Below are 18,988 nucleotides of genomic sequence, written 5' to 3'. Positions count from 1 at the left end.
AAAAGCCACTCTTTCCAGTTCGGCCTGCGAATGAAGACGACCGTGCGATCTTCGCCCGCATACGCAGGGACAACCCGCGCTTCATAAAACCCATCGTCCCGCTTGATCGTCCCGAGCCGTCTGCCGATCGGTCGTCCAAGTCGCTTCTCTTCTTCGGCCACGTAGTGCATCGGTTTTGCTCCGGCCTTGTCCGCAAAAGCCCGTGAACGATCTGGACGCCGCGCATTCGTTCGTCCGGAGCTGACGGGCCTGCCACTTTTTCGCAAGAAGTCGTTGCTGCTTGACAAAAGAAACCCAACACGCCTTGTCCGATCGTATGCGGTCAATTCCCTCCAGAATGGCCCGCATATCCTTTGCTTCGTCGGCCTCCAACGAGACGAGGGGAACGCCGTCAAGTCGCGCCGGCATGTGCGTGGCTTTGTCGATGATCGACCAGCCGACATATTTCATGCAGAGACAATATCCGGCCATCAAGTAAGTCCCTTGTCAAAGGTAAGATTGAACAAAAACGACGGCGGCGGCTATTTACCAAATTGGTCGGCCTCCCCCGATCAAAAGTTGTACATTCTCGTTTCCAATTCCGGGATCTGGTTTCAAGGCACGGCATCGTACAATGTCCGTTTGCAGGACATAAGGTCGCGCTACCGGCGCATCCATAGATCGGCGTGCGAGCGCTTTTGTGGCCCGGTGATAATCCTCAGCTTTCCTTTCCCTCGTCAGACGGACCAGACGACGAAGAAGGAAGAGTGCAGATCAACTGCCTGAAAAATCTCCAAGTGGAACAAGGCGGCCCGCCTGATTTCTCCATGAAACGAGCACGCGTCGTATCGGGCGCAGTTCATGGCTGTTTGGAGACGAACAGTAAGCGGTGTGCCGCTCACACGTCGACGGGATATAGTCGGATGCCACCGCGTGACGCGATATGACAACTGTGCGCCAGAAGCCGGCACAGGCATTGTTCTTCAGGTAATACTGGTCGAACTCTGCCTTTGCCGATGACGTAAGGCGATCCTTATCCGCCGAAATCGTCGTTCTCATCTGCACAAGACTTGCGCTGCAGGCGCCTCGGCCTCAGGCGACGGACCATCCACCGTCCACCAGCAGGTTCGCGCCGGTGATTAGGCTCGCAGCCGGTGATGCAAGGAACACTACGGCGCCCACCACATCATCGGTTTCACCGATCCGGCCGAGTGGAATGTGACCGAGCGTCGCTTTGCGATTGTCGGCATCGGATAGAAAAGGTGCTGTACCATCGGTGTGAATGAACGTCGGCGATACGGTATTTACGGTAACATTATAGCGTGCCCATTCGGCTGCAAGGCAGCGCGTGAGATGATTAATTGCCGCCTTGCTCATGCAATAGATTGCCTCGCCGCGCAGTGCCACGGTACCGGCCTGTGAGCTGATGTTGATGATCCGGCCCCCATTGCGCTTGATCATGTGACGGCCTACTGCCTGCGTCATCAGAAAGGTGCCCTTGATGTTGACATCGAGTATCTCGTCAAGGTCCTTCTCCTCAACGAGTTCTGCGAGATTGCCCGGAGCCACGCCGACGTTGTTGACGAGGACGTCGATCCGACCGAACGTAGTAAGCGCCGCATCGACGGCTTGTGCGATATGGGCCTTATTGGGAATGTCCAGTTCAACAGGGAGAACTTTTCGTCCCGCGCCTTCGAGTTCGGCAACCAGGCCCGCCGACGCTGCGACATCGCGGACCCCCAAAACAATATCGGAGCCTGCTGCGGCACAGGCAAGTGCGCAAGCTCGACCGATGCCACGGCTTGCTCCCGTCACCAAAGTCACCTTGCCCTCAAGGCTGAAGTCCGGCGCATTCTTCTGCATCATCATGCCTCCCTCGATGAAGCTCATTTATGGCAGCGTCGGCGTGCGGATGCCAGATGTTCTGCGCATGCCGAGGAGCGTCCTTTGACCAAGGGCGATCCCCCAGCGTCTCTAGAATCAGATTGATCGGCAGCCCGAGCGTCACCGCGTTCACGCGCAGTCCAAAGAACCAATAGCAACATAAAACCAGTCCAGCTATAAAACTGATTGCATAATGCAATTAGAATTGCGGTGGCGTGGGCGCTTAGGAGGAGAAAGAGGGCATGGCCAAGCTCGTCTTCGGAATGATGCAGTCGTTAGACGGCTACGTCGATATGGAGTTTGCGCCAAGCCCCGCCCTCTTCCGTCACTTCATCGAGGAAGTGCGCGGCCTGACCGGCTGCGTGTACGGTCGCCGCATGTATGAGATCATGCGTTATTGGGACGAAGATCGCCCTGATTGGGTTGGGCAGGAACGCGACTTCGCGGCGGCGTGGCGAAGCCAACCGAAGTGGGTCGTGTCGCCCACGTTGAAGTCGGCCGGCCCCAACGCCACGCTCGTCGAGGACGAGCTTGAGCCGGCAGTGCGCGGACTGAAGGCTCGGCTGGGTGGGGAGATTGAAGTTGCCGGACCAGACCTGGCGCGAAGCCTTACCGATCTTGGTCTCATTGATGAGGATCGACTCTACCTCTGCCCCGTCGTGGTGGGTCGCGGTAAACCTTTCTTCGCCGGCCCGCGCGAGCCGCTCCGCCTAGCGGCCAGCGATCGGATTGCCGAGGACGTCATCAGGTTGACGTACGTTCCTGCCTGATCGCGCGACCCGCCTGGTGGATTGCGCCGACGCGTCAGCTTGCTTGGGGCCGACAAGCGCCGATTGTGATATTGTCTGCCCGCCCAGCAGGGCGTTGCGGCGGGAGGAGTGGCGGAGACTTTGTCATAGAACCGTCGTATCGCGTCTCCGGCATCCGTGGAACAAGGGCATTATTGTCGGTCAGAAGCGGCCACTTCAGCCAAAGAACGTTTGGTCGATCTGCGTCCGTCTTGAAATGACCGGCGCAACGCTGGAGCTTGCTCTCTTTAATCTTGCGATAGATAGCAAGCTTCGCGCCTGCGACCTCGTCAGCTGAGGGTCGACGACCTATGGTCCGGAGGACCCATCCGAGATCGTGCGACCATTATCCAGAAGAAAACAAAGCGCCGCGTTCAGTTCGAAGTCACTGAGCAGACAAAGTCCGCGCTGATAGCATGGTTCCCCTTGTTCGACGAAATGGCGGCCGCTACCTTTTCCCAAGCCGTCGTAAGGCGTCGCAGCATCTATCGACGCGACAGTATGCCCGAATCGTCCATCGGAAGCATCGGCCTGGAAGCGACGCCTACGGCAGATACTCGATGAGGAGAACCAAGGCAGCGCAGATTTACAAGAAGACGGGCAACCTGCGTGCCGTTCAAATTCTGCTTGGCCACACGAAGCTCGAAAGCACCGTAAGATATCTCGGCGTGGAGGTCGATGACGCCCTTCGGATTGCTGAGCAAATTGAATTGTGATCAACAGACCATCGGCCAACGCCGATGGTCTCCCTCGCGCCAAGTGCGGCCATCGCGCTATCGGACCGCCCCGAAAGCGGCCGTTCCTGCTCCGCTTCGAACCTCGAGAAAAATCTGCTGAACGATGTCGATTTTCGACACGCTCATTCGTCGTACATATTGGAGGCCAAAAGCGCCGGCACAAACAAGGAGACAGATGATGCGAGTTATGGTGTTCGCGAAAGCCACTGAAGTCCGCGACAATAGCCTGCCTCCCACGGCCGAGGCGTTCGCGGCGATGGATCGGTTCACCGAGGAGCTGGTCAAGGCCGGCGTCTTCATTGCTGCCGCCGGCCTCCAGAATAGCGCTCAAGCCAAACGCATCATTCTCGATGGTCCGGGCCACACGGTCATCGATGGGCCGTTCGCCGAGACCCGCGAGCTGGTCGCCGGTTTCTCGATCTGGGAGGTCAGGGACATGGACGAGGCCATGGCTTGGGCGAAGCGCGCCCCCAAATTCATGTCGGGTAAGAGTGAGATGGAGATCCGCCCGTTCTACGAGGCGGCGGATCTGGCCGAGTTTCTGACACCCGAGAAACTCTCGACACCTCGTGAAGGGGAGCGCGGGAAGCTCGGCGTTGCCTGATCCCGTCAGAGTAAGCCGGCTTGTCTCCTCTAGCCTTTGTCAAAAAGGCGGTTTGACCGTAGGCGAGACGCGCCAGCGATCGAAGCGGTATTCGCATTGAACAGCCAGGTTCGTCGCCGTGCTGGCGCAAGACGCGCTCGCCGTCCGGCGTGCCTTTGGCTGCCGCCGCTTCCGGGGCTGGATTAAAGGGATACGAACTACAACTGATGTCAAACCATCGAGAGGATCGCTGTGAGTCATGACCGCAAGGGGGCCGCTTCCGGACATATCAGACCTTGAGCGTTTGCGCCAATTGCGGTCAAGACTACATGGCGACGTCACGGCAAGGCAGACGTGAAGAGCGGCTTGCTTTCTATTTCGCCGTCGCGGCCGGATCAGTCCGGTTCACCAGGCTTTGCAGGTATGCGCAAAACAAGAAAGCGGTGATCGTCCTCTGTCCTCGGCGTTGCCGAGAAATCCTGGCCGACCGTACCCAGCGTGGTCATGATCAAATCACATGCGACATCGCGAACTGGCTTCGACGCTGCCGGCAGGACGTCAAGCATGAATTCCTCCATGACCGGCTCGGTCGCGCTCTTTGATGCCTCGGCCTCGGGGGCGTCGCGGTAGAGCGGCGCGGCATCGCTGAGCGCGATCCGAACGGATGCCTCCTCGCATTCCGAGCGGAGGAACGCATGGACCAACGATCGAAGTCTTTCGAATGGAGGCCTCGATCGGTCGCTGAGTATCTCCGCCAGCATTTTGGTCGTCTGCCGCCTTTGCTCTCTAAGACTGTCCCTAGAAGGCCGAGTGAGCAGCATAGGAAAGGCCCCAAGCTCTCGTCGAGCGACCGCTTCGGGCCGATAGAGACTTGGAACTGATCTCAATTAATGCCAAGCCAAGTACGCCCGCAATCAATAGTAGGGTGAGGCGCACGCGCGTCGCGAACCGTAGAAGGGCTGGAACGTGTTGTCGTAAGCTCTGTAGGACCGGTAGCGCGCATAGCACCAGCGCGTATGTGCGTTGCCGCCAGAATAGACCTGACGGTAATAGCGCGGGGGCGCGTAGTAATGCTGACGGTAATAGGTCGGCCCGTAGTAGCCCTGATCGTAGTAGCTGGGGCCATAATAGCTCGGCTGCGCCAGCAATCCGCCGATAATTGCGCCCGTCGCGAGACCGCCGAGTGCCCAAGCCCAACCGTCGCCACCATTGTGGTGTCCATACCCGCGATAGCCGCCCCCGTATCCGCGATTGTAGCCGCCGCGGTAATGCCTGTACTGGACGGGCTGCGCCTCTGATACTTCGATCTTCGGCACGGCAACGGTGGGAAACGCAATGGCCGGCGGGACGCTCGTCAGCGCCGTCACCAGCGACAGGGTAACGATTGCTAACCTTTTCATTGGCTTCACCTTTCCTCTACAGCGCCCCGCGTCGAATACGGCGCGCAACGACGCTGCAGCCCTTTAAATGAGCGGCGCAATTTTACCTTAGAATCGATTTTGATTCGAGGAATTATGCAGTCGCAGGAAGCTTTCTTTCAATAATGGCCCATTCACGGTGTCGCATCGCCCCGCGCGAAAAACGCAGTTTGTTGATCGCGAACGCTCGCCCCAAATTCTACCAGAATGGGCGGCCGGGCGGATCCGGGGCCGTCCGCCCGTCTGGACAACGCGATCTCTCTACAACTGCAGATTTCGTGAGTGCATTCCCTTAAATCGAGACCTGACCGCTTTCCCCAATGCAGACGGTCGGCTGCCAGACAGACGCGACCGCTTCGGTGAAGGGTTTCGGGTGCCGTCAGGCGTACGAAAGCCTCTCATGCAGGAACCCGCGGTCGGCATTCCGTGAGCTATGGGGTTTTGTGTATCGGATCTTCCGGCGGGCCGCTGCTCGCAGCGTCGCTTGTCGGTCCCAGCGGGTGAAGATTGGTGTTTTCGGGTGTGACGGCCGAGAGTTTCGTGGTGATTGGGAGAGCGTTTGGCCGGTTGGAAGCCAGCGCCATTCGGACTGGCGCAGGCCCTCCCGTTGGCCGGCTCTGTTTTGAGTGGACCATATGAATGGATCTGCCATGCCGGGTCATGACGCACTCTCCCGGTTCGTTGTTGCCTTATCTGGCGGTCCGCGCGGTTGCCGCCAGCGTTCGAACACCTTGACGACGATCATACGTCCGCCGCAGCATGGGCATGGCGGGCGGATATCGTTCGGCTCATCGGTTGCGTCGTCAGCGGGCGGCGGGACAGCGTTCAGGAGTTCGCGGGCGCGAGCGATGCTGATCTTTCGGGAGCTGCCGGCGAGCAGACCGTAATGCCGGATGCGGTGGAACCCGCGCGGCAGGACATGGAGCAGGAAGCGGCGAATGAACTCGACGGTCGCGAGCGTCATGATTTGCTGCCGGTCGCGGCCGTCGCGGCGGTAGTCCTTGTAGCGGAAGGTGACACCGGTCTCGTCGAACGAGATCAGACGACTGTTCGAGATGGCCACCCGGTGCGTATATCGTGACAGATAGGCAAGAACCGCCTCAGGTCCCGCGAAGGGCGGCTTGGCATAAACGACCCAACGCTTCTTTCGCACCGGCGACAGGTACCGTACGAATGCCCGACGGTCAGTGAGATGCGCAGCCGAACCGAAGAAGGCGAGCCGCCCGGCATCGTGGAGTTGGAGCAGTCTCGTGAGGAACAAGCGCCGGAAGAGCTTGCCTAGCACACGCACCGGCAAGAGGAATGCAGGACGTGACGATATCCAGCGTGACCCATCAAGGGAGATGCCGCCGCTTGGCACGATCATGTGAACATGGGGATGATGGGTCATGGCCGATCCCCATGTGTGCAGCACGGCGGTCATGCCGATGCGCGCGCCGAGATGCTTCGGATCGGCGGCGATTGTCAGCATCGTTTCCGATGCGGCCTTGAACAGAAGGTCGTAGACGAGCGCCTTGTTGTAGAAGGCGATCGCGGCGATCTCGGCAGGCAGCGTGAAGACGACATGGAAGTATCCGACCGGCAAGAGATCAGCCTCGCGCTCGGCGAGCCATGTGCGTGCGGCGGCGCCCTGGCACTTCGGGCAATGCCGGTTCCGGCAGGAATTGTAGGCAATGCGCCACTCTCCGCAATCCTCGCAGGCCTCGACATGGCCGCCCAATGAAGCGGTGCGGCAGTGCTCGACCGCCGACATCACTTTGAACTGGGCCAAGCTGAGGTGTCCCCCATGGGCTTTCCGATAGGTCGGCCCGGCAACACGGAAGATATCGGCGACCTCAATCGAGGTGCGCATGGCTCAGCCGTCGGGCGTTTTGCCTTCCATCAGCGCCATCAGCCGGTCGAGGGGCCCTGCGACCGCGTGAATAGTCCGGGTGGAGACCTTCGCATAGAGCGCGGTCGTCTCCAGCTTGCTATGTCCGAGCAGAACCTGGATGACGCGGATATCGGTGCCATCCTCCAGAAGGTGGGTGGCAAAGCTGTGCCGTAGGGTATGCGGGCTGACGCGCTTGTGGATGCCGGCGACCTCCGCAGCTTCCTGAACCGCGCGATGCAGTTGCCGCGACGAGATCGGGTCGGTGCGACTGCGCCCCGGAAACAGCCAGCCATGAGGCAGCATCACGCCGCGCCGCTTTCCTTCGCGCCACCACAGTCGCAGCAGTTCAAGGAGTTGCGGAGAAAGCAGGGCATTGCGATCCTTGCGTCCCTTGCCTTGTTCAACGCGGATCAGCATGCGCGTCGAGTCGATGTCATCGACCTTGAGATGCGCGACCTCGGAGACGCGCAAGCCCGCGCCATAGGCCACGCCAAGCGCCGCTTTGTATTTGATGCCTGGCGCCGCCTCGAGCAACCGCGCAGCTTCCTCCATGCTCAGCACATCGGGTAGCTTGCGTGGATTGCGGGTTATCACCAGCGCTCGCGCCAGATCCCGCCGCTTTAGCGTCACCGCAAACAGAAAGCGTAGCGCCGAAACCGTGCCGTTGATCGTGGCCGGACCCACACCGTTCTCATGCTGATACAACTGGAAATGTCGTATGTCCTCGACCATTGCGGTGTCAGGGGTACGCCCAAGAAACGTGGCGAAGCGCCGGACATGACGGATGTAGTCCTGCTGAGTGTGGGATCCCAACCCTCGCATCACCATGTCTTCCTGCATGCGCTGGCGAAGCGGTGCGCGGCGACAAACAAGGTGAGACTCAGCGTCAATCAGGATGAGACTCGGCGGCGGGGGTGTGACGAAGGGAGGGCGTAGCCCGACTGGAGTTACACCCCCGCCGCGGCGCAATTTTTCGGCGTCTCATGATCGCGGTTGGCCCGGTAGCGTCGGTGATTTTCTGAGAATGGAGAATCACCTTTGTGCCGGGTCGCCATGTAACCGATCATCAGACGAGGCTTTTTATGAAGTACCGACAAAACAACCCCATTGAGGTCGCTGCCGCCAAGGCGTCGATCAGCCGGGCGACGGCTTACCGCATCGAGAAGGATGCGCGTCTTCCATCGCAGACCAAGCCGCCGCGCGACCGGCGTCGCCCCGATCCCCTTGAGCACATCTTCGACGCCGAGGTTGTTCCGCTCCTCAAGGCCGCGCCCGGCATCCGAGCGGTCGCCGTTTACAACGAGATGCTGCGGCGTCATCCAGAGCTGTCAGAAGGTGTTCGCCGTACGATTGAGCGTCGTATCCGATCATGGCGGGCTGTTCACGGTCAGGAGCAGGAAGTGATCTTCCGTCAGATGCACGAACCCGGTCGGTTAGGACTGTCGGATTTTACCGACATGGGCAGCCTCGGCGTGACGATCGCCGGCCAATCGCTCGATCATCTGCTTTATCACTTCCGGCTGGTCTGGTCGGGCTTCGAGCATGCCCATGTCATCCTGGGTGGAGAGAGCTTCGTCGCTCTGGCCGAGGGGCTGCAGAACGCCCTGTGGTCGGTTGGCGGTTCGCCGCTCTATCATCGCAGCGACAGCTTATCGGCCGCCTTCCGCAACCTCGATGCCGACGCCAAGGTCGATCTGACGCATCGCTACGACGAACTGTGCGCCCATTATCGCATGACGCCGACGCGCAACAACAAGGGCGTCGCGCACGAGAACGGCTCGATCGAAAGTTCCCACGGCCATCTCAAGAATGCGATCCGCGATGCTCTGCTGATGCGCGGAACCAGGGACTTTGGCGACCTCGGATCCTATCGCGCCTTCATCGATGAGATCGTCAGCCGCCGCAATGCCGCACATGGCAAGCGCATCGATGCCGAGCGCACGCATCTGCAAGCTCTTCCCGATCGTCGCACCACCGACTTCGAAGAGGTCATCGTCACCGTATCGAGCACCGGCGGCTTCGCCTTGCGCAAGGTCTTCTACACCGTGCCTTCCCGTCTGATTGGCCACCGGCTGCGGGTGCGTCTGTTCGACGATCGCCTCGACGTCTTCATCGGCGGCACGCATCTGCTGACATTACCCCGAGGCCGCGCCCACGCGAGTGGCAAGCACGATCAAGTCGTCAACTATCATCACGTCATTCATTCCCTGCGCAAAAAGCCGATGGCGCTTTTGGGGCTCGTCTATCGCGACAAGCTCTTCCCCAGGCCGGAATATCGCAGGACTTTCGACGCGCTCATCGAGCAACTGCCCGAGCGGCAGGCTTGCAAGATCACCGTGGAACTGCTTGCCTTGGCTCACGATCGCAGTTGCGAGCGTGAACTGGCCGAGGAGCTTGCCAAAACGCTCGACGCCCACAAACTGCCTGATCTGGCGGCTTTGAGAGCGGTCTTCAGCCCGGACCCGGATCAGTTGCCGATCGTTCATGTGCAACTCGCGTCGCTCAATGGTTATGAAGCCCTGATCGGCACGGCCTATGCGGGAGAGGTCGCATGAAGAGCAACATCCACACAGTCGATGAAGCCCGCCTCGGCATCATGCTCAACGAACTGAGGCTGCCGACGATCAAGACGTTCTGGCACCAATTTGCCGAGCAGGCCGATCGGGAAGGATGGCCTGCTGCCCGTTTCCTCTCGGCCATCGCCGAGCATGAATTGGCCGAACGCGCCCATCGCAGGATCGAAAGACACCTCGCCGAGGCCCACCTGCCACCCGGAAAGACGCTCGACAGCTTCGCCTTCGACGCTGTTCCCATGGTCTCCAAGGCCCAGGTCATGGCGATTGCAGCCGGCGATAGCTGGCTCGCCAAAGGCGCCAATATCCTGATGTTCGGTCCGCCCGGCGGCGGAAAGAGCCATCTCGCCGCAGCCGTCGGCCTCGCGCTAATCGAGAACGGCTGGCGCGTGCTCTTCACCCGCACGACCGATCTCGTCCAGAAGCTTCAGGTCGCGCGGAGGGAGCTTCAGCTCGAAGCCGCCATCGCAAAGCTCGACAAGTTCGATCTTCTCATCCTCGACGACCTGGCCTACGTCACCAAGGACCAGGCCGAAACGAGCGTGCTCTTCGAACTCATCTCCGCAAGATATGAGCGGCGTTCCATCATGATCACCGCCAATCAGCCCTTCGGAGAATGGAACCGCGTCTTTCCAGACCCGGCCATGACGCTTGCCGCGGTGGACCGACTTGTCCATCACGCAACAATCTTCGAGATGAATGTCGAAAGCTACCGGCGGCGTTCGGCCATGGAAGCCAAACGCCAGCGCGGCAGACCCGCCTCATTCGCGACAATCAAAAGCTCTTCCCAGCTTGTCGCGGAGCGGCAATCAGAACACGATGAAACTCTTGCCAGCGACAATCAACATGATAACTTCGCTCCAACCGCGACATAAGAATCTCATCCAGATTGTCGCTCGCGTCTCATCCTGATCGTCGCGCTATAAAGCGGGGTGGTCGGGGCATCATTGGAGAAGCTGGCCATTGAACGTTCCTCTCGTTGAAGGGAACTCAATGGTCAGGCAACACCAACAGCCTGCCCAGAACTTCAGATAATCACACCAACCTCACCGCGCACGCCCTCCCGCGAAGCGGGTTCGTGCATGGGCCCAAGAGCGGTCATGCTTGAAACAACCCGGCTTGCAGGCTTAATTGAAGACCTCTACGGTTTCCCTTAATAAGAGTGCCAACATCTGCGAACGGAACCGCGATCTATTTGGCGATAATTCGGTCGTTTCTGACCGGCCCACGAAATGGCTTCATTCGAAAGCGCTGGCGGCAGTAGCTCTTATGGTTCGAGCTTACCGCTCACTTTACAACACAGCCGCTATTGGTGCCCTCAATGTGTTTGGAATGGGCCAGGAGGCGACGCCAGCCTCTTCCGACCACAAACGTCTGGATGAAGGCGACGTAACTCCTTACCCAGTCGATATCTTTCAAATCGAGATCAAAGAGGCGGCAACTTGGGAGTGGTTTGATCGTGACCAATGACTGATTAACGAAGATTAAATGAGGTCGGTCTCGAACCAGCCTTGCCTGTCATCGGTGCCTGCTTTAGCTCCTGAATCAAATGGAGCACGCCAGATGATCCTCATGATAGTTGCGGTCGCGATCGTTTTAGTTTTTTTCTTCCTGTTTCCCCGCCCCACGTTGATTGCGCTGATTGCGGCCATTTTCGTCGGCGCTGGGATCGGGATCTATGTTTACTTCCAGCAATCCGACCGCAACAACTCAGCGGGCTTGGTGGTTGGCACGAGCACCGGCACCCAAGGCTGCCTTGACCCTGCCAAGCCAGTTTTCGTTCAGTTGTTCAACGGCTCGGACCAGCAGGTCAACGTAGTGCGCTTCCGATTGGTCGCAAAGCGCCCAGGCTTCAGCATTGAAGCTTACTCCGACTATCTCAGCAGCTACAAGATCATTGAGCCGCATGGCGTTTACGGGACATGCTGGGCGCTAAATAAGTATAGAGGCTTGGAGAGCTTACCAGACAAACCTTCGCCCAAGGATTTTGAATGGAGCGTAGACATCTCATCAGTTGATTTCGCTGACCATCGGTAGGTGTCGGTCCGTTTGTGAATTCTCCAGCCCCGCCCGTTGATGGGCGGTGCGGTCGATCGCTTTCGATCAGGTCTCGCAATGAGCCTTTGCCGTATTCCTTCCATCATGCGCTCCAGCATGAGGGCGGTGGTCACGCCGAGCAGGTCGGATGAGCGAGCCGCGACTGCAAGCCGGATCAGGTCGTACGCCGATTTCCAACAACTGTTTGATCGAGATCGCGGATTTGGATGGCGAGCACCCCCTCGCCGGTGGCAACCGGTCCAAGATTGCCCGCAATCGCCGCAAATCCAAATCGCCGGACCGGTCGGAATTTCAGTGTGCTCTGATTGCGATAGCCACTCGTAAATCCGTTTCGTGCTGCCGCACATAAGCGTGAGCCGACCCCGCCATCTTGCGATTTCGCTCAAGAACCAGCGCTCGAGCTTGATCTTCGGACAGAACCGTATCTTTCAGGGTATTTCTGACCTGGGAGGAATTCCGTGTCGGTGGTTCCACCGCATTCACGCGAAGGAGCTGGGGCCTTCGCGTCTTGCAGTCGACTACCTTGACTGGTTCTCAGGCGAACCGTTCCTCCCAAATATTGGGGTGATGTTCGACGCACCAGACGGAACTCGCTCCGCACTCTGGACGCGTCTCTTCCAGAACTCTTCCATTTCCCGGAGTTTTGCGACAAGCCCTTTTCGCGGATCGAAATAGGCGGGGCGCTCGGGAAGTGGCAATCCGTACTCGGAGCAAAGCCTTTCGATTAAGTCCATAGCCCGCAAACCGAGTCGCGCGAAGTCCTCCTGTCGGTGCTCGAAAAGATCGTTGAAATCTGGAGGGTCGATCTCAATCGATTCCAGCGCATCGAGCACATTCCTCAACCGGTTCGGAAGCCAGCGTATTTCGTCAGACAGCTCCCGCCCGAGCAGCGTCCAGTTCGCGTCCTTTGGAAGCAAGAGAACGGGATTATCGGAATGAAGGAAGAAGTTCGACGGCTCATTCAAGTCGATTTCCGGAAAGTCCATGGCGGCGGCATGGGACGACCCCACGAAGTCATCCAGTATGAGAACGATCCGCATGGCTAGGTCGCGGGCATCGTCATGAAGGACGGGTTCGTCGCGTTGTTGAAAAATGGGCCGAACCCAGAGAAAGCCACTGATTGATAATGCGCCCAATGCAAATCCGGCGACAACCAGGAGGGCAGCGACGTCGAAGGTGCTCATAGGATTCCTTTTGAGACAGTTAGCTGCAGTCCGGCCGATATCACCACGATTCTTTCCGCTGGCAAAACAGTAGCCAGAAAGAGAACGCAGTCGGCTCGCCCGACCCATTGGAGATGGGGGGCGTCGAGGGTATTCGCAAGGCATCTCCCGTCCGAGTACCTCGGCGTCGATCTCCAATGATGCCAAACGACCGTCAGGAACAAACCGCCCGCCCTGGTCAGGTACTACATTGGAGTAAGCGATTTGTCAGACAACACAAGCGATCCTTGTGGGCCCACCCATGAGAAAACAAATTACGACGGCCAAGAGAAAGCTATGTCCAAGGAGGGCACCTGGGCATTGTTCGCGGCAGCTGCCTTTGTGGCCTTGCTCATCGGCTTGGCCTACACATTTTAGCAGGAGGCAAGCGCCTCTCCTCACCCACAGGCCACATCCGCACCCATGGTGCCCGAACTTGCGGCGGCGAATTGGAGGGGCCGGGATGTTATCCTGGGGAGCCAACCTACTCACCAACTACGGCCCCAATCCATAAAACCGAAGCGCCACCTTGCGGCAGACCAATGAATTTGACATCGCGGGCAGCGAGAGCGACCCTGAAGGAACAGCGATTCGGATCACACAGTTTTGCTTCTGCGATCCAACGTGCCGCGCGTTATCCCCCTTGTCGAGTCCAAAGCTATCGGGAGAAAGACCATGATACCTTCGAGTCTCTTCTATGATCTAATTGATTCCCAAATCGCGTTTAAAATCGTGCAGAGGAATTTCAACAGTCCCAACTTCATCTTCAGCGTGCCTCGTGCGAAAGACGGGCAACTCCGTTTGACGATACTCGGAAGTCAGGCCCTTGTTGGGTCTGCCGATGCTATTCTAGCTCGCCTGAATGCCCTCCTCTGCGAACACCCCGCGCCTCAGCCGCAGCATTCCTTTAGGCAGGCTACCGTTAATGGAAAGGTCATAAGCTATTCGCTCTTTCCTGAGGCCGAAAAGGGCAAGCAGCATGGTCTGCCGGAAGAACTGTCTGTCGAATGCCGTCTCATGCCCGCCGACCATCCAAGTCCCGACCGAGAAACGGTGCTAGTGAATGTAATTGTAGAGGCAAGACATAGCCTTCATCTTATGGAGCGGCTCGGAAAAGATAACTTCCAAGAGATCAGCCGACTATCGCCGCATGCCCTGCCAAGAGAAATCCATCAGAAACTGGCAGCGAACGGTTACTATGAGCAGAGCTTCGTGACTTTATATGGCGAGGAGGCCCTCGAAGAGGCTAAAACAAAGCTCAAGGACGCCTGCGATAGGTGGGTTTCCGCCGACGGCAATGTACAGCACGCGCGTCATTGAGAACGGCCAGAATTATAATGCGGAAGTCGTTTGCCATAGTTGGGCAGCAGACAACAGGCACCCATCGGAACTGCTCCGATGGCCACCATCACGTGGGCAATGACGAGCGCCTTCCGGCGAAGGCCACGAAGACGGTCTTGGCCGGAATGCGCCACAAGCGGTCATCGTTCACATTGCTGTAGCTACGGTGCCGGTGCCTGACCAAAGAGGAGGTAGGTCCGGTCGTCCAACCTTATCTTGATGATGGCAGCGGAAGGTCCACTAACGCAGTCTTCTTGGGAGAAATTGTGAGGCACGGCATCAGAGATTGCCGTCGGCAGCTTTCGATTGCCAAAGAAATCCAGTTTTTGTGATCGCTTGATCCGTTCTATTTCGATGCCTTGCTTTCTGATGAAAACAAAGGCGAAGTGTCCCTCATCGGAGGAATACTCGACCTTCGCGAGATGAGCATTTACGCTCGCGGTGAGGTCACCACTTTTGCGGCGTCATGGAGCAAGTGCCACATGGTTCCGCTAGCGTGTGGTGGGGGCTCGCTCGATATGGCCCATAATGAGCGAAGGCGGCGCTATCATTTGCATACTCTCGGGTGCTAAAATCCCGGTGACGAACAGCGAGGGCGACTGCCAGCCCATCAGACGCCAGACGAGGAGACTGTGTCTTGAGATTGCTGACGCGCCTTTTCCGGAGGTTTCTGGTTTTCTGTCTGGGTGTACTCAGCGTTTGGCTGATCGTCTTCGTTGTTTTCGATACTGCGGACCACAGGTTTCCATGGCTCGTTGCGGTGTGCCTCACATATGGCCTGGCTGCTTACGTCATTCTTCCGAACGTCGTCCGACTGTCCCTGAAGGTTCTTCATCGGGGGCTGATCCCCAGATACACGATCACGGCCGATGGCCTGCCCGGCGATCCTATAAATTTCGCCCTCATCGGCAATCTTCAACAACTCCGCGAGGCCTTTGCAACGGCAGGCTGGTCCACGGCCGACCATTTGGGGATCGCAAGCTCGTTGCGAATGGTACGCGCTTTCCTGATGAACTCTGCCTATCCCACCGCACCTTTCAGCACCTTCTATCTCTTTGGACGACGGCAGGACATAGGATTCCAGGAGCCCATCGACGATAGCCCCCGCAAGCGCCATCACATCCGTTTCTGGGCCCTTAGTCTTGCCCATTCCGAGGACGACATGAGCGCGGCGAGCTTCTGGTTGAATACCGACAGGCCATCGCCCGAGGAGCGGGTCCTATGGGTTGGGGCGGGCACCAGAGATACCGGTCTTTCTCTGACTTGGCTGACATTCCAAGTCACACATAAGACCGATTCCGATACGAACGCCGAGCGCGACTACATAGTCAATGAACTGAGGGCAAAGCAAGTAATCGGGGAGGTCGCGCGGCACCAATCTGGCTCACGTTTGAACATCGGAAAGGTCAACCATTACATTACCGATGGCGAGATCGCGTTTGCCAGCTTGACTCTCAGTGCCACGGGTGCCGGTCACGCCGGTGCCGTTGTCGGGCCGGATGCACCCTGATCCGGCAAACCAGACCGAATGAATTCAAAGTGCCGAGCGCTCTTGATCAAGAGAAAGACCGAGTTCCCACCAGTCTAGGACCCTGACAGCCAGCGTGCAACGCGCCGAGCTTAAATCGCTCGCGACGGTTTGTGGCACATGCTCCATGGTCCGCATTGTTGCGTAGCAGCGGGGTGCACGTCTGCAATGGGCCGATACTGTTGAAAAAGTCCGTTTTCTGCAAACTCTGATTTTTTTTCACGGCCGTAGAGGCCGACACAGAATATTAAGCTGGGGGGCCCGCCAGTTTCGCGTTCAGGCAGCGTGTGGGCCGTGTAACGGAAGTGAAACAGCATCGAGCGGCAACATTCGCTCAAATCGCGAATTGGCTGACTTTTCGGCAAGCTCGGATTTTCGACTTTTTCAACACTATCGGCCGGATGCGGACACCGTTGTACCTAACACCTGCCAACACAAGATCATTCTTCGAACCTGCTTGCCACGGCAAGCGTTCGATCAGCGTTGCTGACGAGATCGACGCTGCCGCCGTGTTTGAAGCTTTCTGGTTCGGCGCTATAGGCAGTCGCAACATCGAACTCGCGCCCGAGATCGGGATAACTCATGTATGAGGTGCTTCTTCCGCTGGTACTTTTCTCAAACTGCCAGCCGACCAGAAGCTGATCAAAATCCTTGGCGTCAATGGCGAAGGCGCAGGTGATTATCACATCGGTGATAGCGCCCGACGAACATTCGACGTTTCGGACGGATGATGGAATCGTCGGAACATTCAAAATAAAGCCAACCCGATCTGGGTCCCTCAGGCGGTCAAATCGGGTCATCAAGGCGATGAAGTCTCCTAAGATCACCATACCAACGGCAGCCAAAATGGAAGCGCGCAAGAACTCCATAATCCACCATTAGCTTTCTCGAAAAAGCACTAATATCAACATGAAGTTGCGAAATTGTGAGATGCATTGATACAACTTTATGGCGGCTTTGGGCCAACAGCAGACGCCAACCTCGGCGGCATCGCGCCAATTGCAGACGGTCACCGCCGCGCCACGGCTTCACCGCGCGCACAACGCAGCATTGCGAGCAACTGAAAGTAGCCCACGACGATGATAAGCAAGAGCGCCGATCCTAGTGTAACCCATAGCAATGATATTGTTGTTGGATCAGTCCCAGATGTCGGCATGTTCCAAAGAACCCAAAGCGGTCGGACCACGTAGTAGACAATGTAAACTACAAATACCTTGGACAAGTAGCTCCAGCATCGACGGTCGATTATCTCGATGTCAAATCCGTACGTTATGACGGCGGCAACGCCCAATAGCTGCATTATGCCATCGACCAGCAACTCGATAGTGGGCTCATTAGCGTACAGAAGATAGATGCAACCAAGGAGGTAGAGAGAAAGGGCCCCTGCAAAGAGCTTCCACAACATGACGTGTTCCAGGACTTGCCGATAATTTCGAAAGAACTGAATGAGACAATTTATGCGAGCGTCCAATCGCAAATTCAAAACTGTGGTAAATGAAATCTTCGGGACACAGTCATGTCGCCTTTGGTGAAGGGTTTCGGGTGCCGTTAGGCGTACGAAAGCCTCTCATGCAGGAACCCGCGGTCGGCATTCCGTGAGCTATGGGGTTTTGTGTATCGGATCTTCCGGCGGGCCGCTGCTCGCAGCGTCGCTTGTCGGTCCCAGCGGGTGAAGATTGGTGTTTTCGGGTGTGACGGCCGAGAGTTTCGTGGTGATTGGGAGAGCGTTTGGCCGGTTGGAAGCCAGCGCCGTTCGGACTGGCGCAGGCCCTCCCGTTGGCCGGCTCTGTTTTGAGTGGACCATATGAATGGATCTGCCATGCCGGGTCATGACGCACTCTCCCGGTTCGTTGTTGCCTTATCTGGCGGTCCGCGCGGTTGCCGCCAGCGTTCGAACACCTTGACGACGATCATACGTCCGCCGCAGCATGGGCATGGCGGGCGGATATCGTTCGGCTCATCGGTTGCGTCGTCAGCGGGCGGCGGGACAGCGTTCAGGAGTTCGCGGGCGCGAGCGATGCTGATCTTTCGGGAGCTGCCGGCGAGCAGACCGTAATGCCGGATGCGGTGGAACCCGCGCGGCAGGACATGGAGCAGGAAGCGGCGAATGAACTCGACGGTCGCGAGCGTCATGATTTGCTGCCGGTCGCGGCCGTCGCGGCGGTAGTCCTTGTAGCGGAAGGTGACACCGGTCTCGTCGAACGAGATCAGACGACTGTTCGAGATGGCCACCCGGTGCGTATATCGTGACAGATAGGCAAGAACCGCCTCAGGTCCCGCGAAGGGCGGCTTGGCATAAACGACCCAACGCTTCTTTCGCACCGGCGACAGGTACCGTACGAATGCCCGACGGTCAGTGAGATGCGCAGCCGAACCGAAGAAGGCGAGCCGCCCGGCATCGTGGAGTTGGAGCAGTCTCGTGAGGAACAAGCGCCGGAAGAGCTTGCCTAGCACACGCACCGGCAAGAGGAATGCAGGACGTGACGATATCCAGCGTGACCCATCAAGGGAGATGCCGCCGCTTGGCACGATCATGTGAACATGGGGATGATGGGTCATGGCCGATCCCCATGTGTGCAGCACGGCGGTCATGCCGATGCGCGCGCCGAGATGCTTCGGATCGGCGGCGATTGTCAGCATCGTTTCCGATGCGGCCTTGAACAGAAGGTCGTAGACGAGCGCCTTGTTGTAGAAGGCGATCGCGGCGATCTCGGCAGGCAGCGTGAAGACGACATGGAAGTATCCGACCGGCAAGAGATCAGCCTCGCGCTCGGCGAGCCATGTGCGTGCGGCGGCGCCCTGGCACTTCGGGCAATGCCGGTTCCGGCAGGAATTGTAGGCAATGCGCCACTCTCCGCAATCCTCGCAGGCCTCGACATGGCCGCCCAATGAAGCGGTGCGGCAGTGCTCGACCGCCGACATCACTTTGAACTGGGCCAAGCTGAGGTGTCCCCCATGGGCTTTCCGATAGGTCGGCCCGGCAACACGGAAGATATCGGCGACCTCAATCGAGGTGCGCATGGC

General features: G+C 58.2%; 17 protein-coding genes and 1 pseudogene. 9 read left to right on the top strand and 9 right to left on the bottom strand.

Features of this window, described 5'->3' with window-relative positions; all coding sequences use genetic code 11:
* Positions 1-81: 81 nt before the first annotated feature.
* Positions 82-450, bottom strand: coding sequence for a hypothetical protein (locus WGT02_RS08335; protein ID WP_208248323.1), 369 nt, complete (start codon positions 448-450; stop codon positions 82-84).
* A 621-nt stretch (positions 451-1,071) separates the two neighbouring features.
* Positions 1,072-1,842, bottom strand: a complete 771-nt coding sequence (locus WGT02_RS08330) for an SDR family NAD(P)-dependent oxidoreductase (RefSeq protein ID WP_024318419.1) — start codon at positions 1,840-1,842, stop codon at positions 1,072-1,074.
* A 263-nt stretch (positions 1,843-2,105) separates the two neighbouring features.
* Here WGT02_RS08330 and WGT02_RS08325 point away from each other — a divergent pair, with 263 nt between their 5' ends.
* The 3 genes and pseudogenes from WGT02_RS08325 (at position 2,106) to WGT02_RS08315 (ending at position 3,992) form a co-directional block, all read left to right on the top strand.
* Positions 2,106-2,633, top strand: a complete 528-nt coding sequence (locus tag WGT02_RS08325; RefSeq protein ID WP_024318420.1) for a dihydrofolate reductase family protein — start codon at positions 2,106-2,108, stop codon at positions 2,631-2,633.
* 235 nt (positions 2,634-2,868) lie between these two features.
* A pseudogene (locus tag WGT02_RS08320) lies at positions 2,869-3,367 on the top strand (tyrosine-type recombinase/integrase).
* A 124-nt stretch (positions 3,368-3,491) separates the two neighbouring features.
* Positions 3,492-3,992, top strand: coding sequence for a YciI family protein (locus WGT02_RS08315; protein ID WP_339151126.1), 501 nt, complete (start codon positions 3,492-3,494; stop codon positions 3,990-3,992).
* 374 nt (positions 3,993-4,366) lie between these two features.
* Here the strand turns inward: WGT02_RS08315 and WGT02_RS08310 are convergent, their stop codons facing one another.
* From WGT02_RS08310 to WGT02_RS08295, 4 genes are all read right to left on the bottom strand, one after another.
* A complete protein-coding gene (locus WGT02_RS08310; RefSeq protein WP_231052137.1) occupies positions 4,367-4,675 on the bottom strand; it encodes a hypothetical protein in 309 nt (102 codons plus the stop codon).
* 210 nt (positions 4,676-4,885) lie between these two features.
* Complete coding sequence (locus WGT02_RS08305; protein WP_208248327.1) at positions 4,886-5,371, bottom strand: BA14K family protein; 486 nt, start codon at positions 5,369-5,371, stop codon at positions 4,886-4,888.
* Between the two features lie 676 nt (positions 5,372-6,047).
* Positions 6,048-7,241, bottom strand: a complete 1,194-nt coding sequence (locus WGT02_RS08300; RefSeq protein ID WP_208248329.1) for an IS91 family transposase — start codon at positions 7,239-7,241, stop codon at positions 6,048-6,050.
* A gap of 3 nt (positions 7,242-7,244) precedes the next feature.
* On the bottom strand, positions 7,245-8,084 hold the full coding sequence (locus WGT02_RS08295; RefSeq protein WP_263622572.1) for a site-specific integrase: 840 nt from the start codon (positions 8,082-8,084) through the stop codon (positions 7,245-7,247).
* Positions 8,085-8,344: 260 nt separating this feature from the next.
* Between WGT02_RS08295 and istA the strand changes: the two genes are divergently transcribed.
* The 4 genes from istA (at position 8,345) to WGT02_RS08275 (ending at position 11,872) form a co-directional block, all read left to right on the top strand.
* Positions 8,345-9,817, top strand: a complete 1,473-nt coding sequence (istA, locus tag WGT02_RS08290) for an IS21 family transposase (RefSeq protein ID WP_208245170.1) — start codon at positions 8,345-8,347, stop codon at positions 9,815-9,817.
* The gene (gene istB, locus WGT02_RS08285; protein ID WP_208245168.1) at positions 9,814-10,710 is read left to right on the top strand and encodes an IS21-like element helper ATPase IstB; all 897 of its coding nucleotides are present in this window, start codon (positions 9,814-9,816) and stop codon (positions 10,708-10,710) included. Before istA ends, istB begins: the two co-directional genes overlap by 4 nt.
* 256 nt (positions 10,711-10,966) lie before the next feature.
* Positions 10,967-11,305 (top strand): hypothetical protein, encoded by a 339-nt coding sequence (locus tag WGT02_RS08280; RefSeq protein ID WP_208248333.1) that lies wholly within the window; start codon positions 10,967-10,969, stop codon positions 11,303-11,305.
* A gap of 93 nt (positions 11,306-11,398) precedes the next feature.
* On the top strand, positions 11,399-11,872 hold the full coding sequence (locus WGT02_RS08275) for a hypothetical protein (protein ID WP_024319175.1): 474 nt from the start codon (positions 11,399-11,401) through the stop codon (positions 11,870-11,872).
* 539 nt (positions 11,873-12,411) lie between these two features.
* Here the strand turns inward: WGT02_RS08275 and WGT02_RS08270 are convergent.
* Positions 12,412-13,077 carry a hypothetical protein gene (locus WGT02_RS08270; RefSeq protein WP_208248335.1) on the bottom strand — a complete coding sequence of 222 codons (666 nt, stop codon included), beginning with the start codon at positions 13,075-13,077 and terminating at the stop codon, positions 12,412-12,414.
* A gap of 693 nt (positions 13,078-13,770) precedes the next feature.
* Here WGT02_RS08270 and WGT02_RS08265 point away from each other — a divergent pair.
* Entirely contained in the window at positions 13,771-14,415 is a 645-nt protein-coding gene (locus WGT02_RS08265; protein WP_024319177.1) for a hypothetical protein, read from the top strand.
* A 658-nt stretch (positions 14,416-15,073) separates the two neighbouring features.
* The gene (locus tag WGT02_RS08260; protein ID WP_208248337.1) at positions 15,074-15,946 is read left to right on the top strand and encodes an LssY C-terminal domain-containing protein; all 873 of its coding nucleotides are present in this window, start codon (positions 15,074-15,076) and stop codon (positions 15,944-15,946) included.
* A 458-nt stretch (positions 15,947-16,404) separates the two neighbouring features.
* Here WGT02_RS08260 and WGT02_RS08255 read toward each other — a convergent pair whose 3' ends face one another.
* Positions 16,405-16,833, bottom strand: coding sequence for a hypothetical protein (locus WGT02_RS08255; protein WP_208248339.1), 429 nt, complete (start codon positions 16,831-16,833; stop codon positions 16,405-16,407).
* A 958-nt stretch (positions 16,834-17,791) separates the two neighbouring features.
* The gene (locus WGT02_RS08250) at positions 17,792-18,985 is read right to left on the bottom strand and encodes an IS91 family transposase (RefSeq protein ID WP_208248329.1); all 1,194 of its coding nucleotides are present in this window, start codon (positions 18,983-18,985) and stop codon (positions 17,792-17,794) included.
* Between the last annotated feature and the right edge of the window lie 3 nt (positions 18,986-18,988).

The sequence above is a fragment of the Rhizobium sp. T1470 genome (genome assembly GCF_042140505.1).
Classification (GTDB): Bacteria; Pseudomonadota; Alphaproteobacteria; order Rhizobiales; family Rhizobiaceae; genus Rhizobium; species Rhizobium favelukesii.
The sequence above is the reverse complement of the archived record's forward strand: the minus strand, read 5'-3'. Positions and strand labels throughout refer to the sequence as shown.

Coding starts and splice junctions, on each gene's coding strand:
- WGT02_RS08335 (WP_208248323.1), bottom strand. CDS start 450: ATGAAATATGTCGGCTGGTCGATCATCGACAAAGCCACGCACATGCCG.
- WGT02_RS08330 (WP_024318419.1), bottom strand. CDS start 1,842: ATGCAGAAGAATGCGCCGGACTTCAGCCTTGAGGGCAAGGTGACTTTG.
- WGT02_RS08325 (WP_024318420.1), top strand. CDS start 2,106: ATGGCCAAGCTCGTCTTCGGAATGATGCAGTCGTTAGACGGCTACGTC.
- WGT02_RS08315 (WP_339151126.1), top strand. CDS start 3,492: ATGTCGATTTTCGACACGCTCATTCGTCGTACATATTGGAGGCCAAAA.
- WGT02_RS08305 (WP_208248327.1), bottom strand. CDS start 5,371: ATGAAAAGGTTAGCAATCGTTACCCTGTCGCTGGTGACGGCGCTGACG.
- WGT02_RS08300 (WP_208248329.1), bottom strand. CDS start 7,241: ATGCGCACCTCGATTGAGGTCGCCGATATCTTCCGTGTTGCCGGGCCG.
- WGT02_RS08295 (WP_263622572.1), bottom strand. CDS start 8,084: ATGCGAGGGTTGGGATCCCACACTCAGCAGGACTACATCCGTCATGTC.
- istA (WP_208245170.1), top strand. CDS start 8,345: ATGAAGTACCGACAAAACAACCCCATTGAGGTCGCTGCCGCCAAGGCG.
- istB (WP_208245168.1), top strand. CDS start 9,814: ATGAAGAGCAACATCCACACAGTCGATGAAGCCCGCCTCGGCATCATG.
- WGT02_RS08275 (WP_024319175.1), top strand. CDS start 11,399: ATGATCCTCATGATAGTTGCGGTCGCGATCGTTTTAGTTTTTTTCTTC.
- WGT02_RS08270 (WP_208248335.1), bottom strand. CDS start 13,077: ATGAGCACCTTCGACGTCGCTGCCCTCCTGGTTGTCGCCGGATTTGCA.
- WGT02_RS08265 (WP_024319177.1), top strand. CDS start 13,771: ATGATACCTTCGAGTCTCTTCTATGATCTAATTGATTCCCAAATCGCG.
- WGT02_RS08255 (WP_208248339.1), bottom strand. CDS start 16,833: ATGGAGTTCTTGCGCGCTTCCATTTTGGCTGCCGTTGGTATGGTGATC.
- WGT02_RS08250 (WP_208248329.1), bottom strand. CDS start 18,985: ATGCGCACCTCGATTGAGGTCGCCGATATCTTCCGTGTTGCCGGGCCG.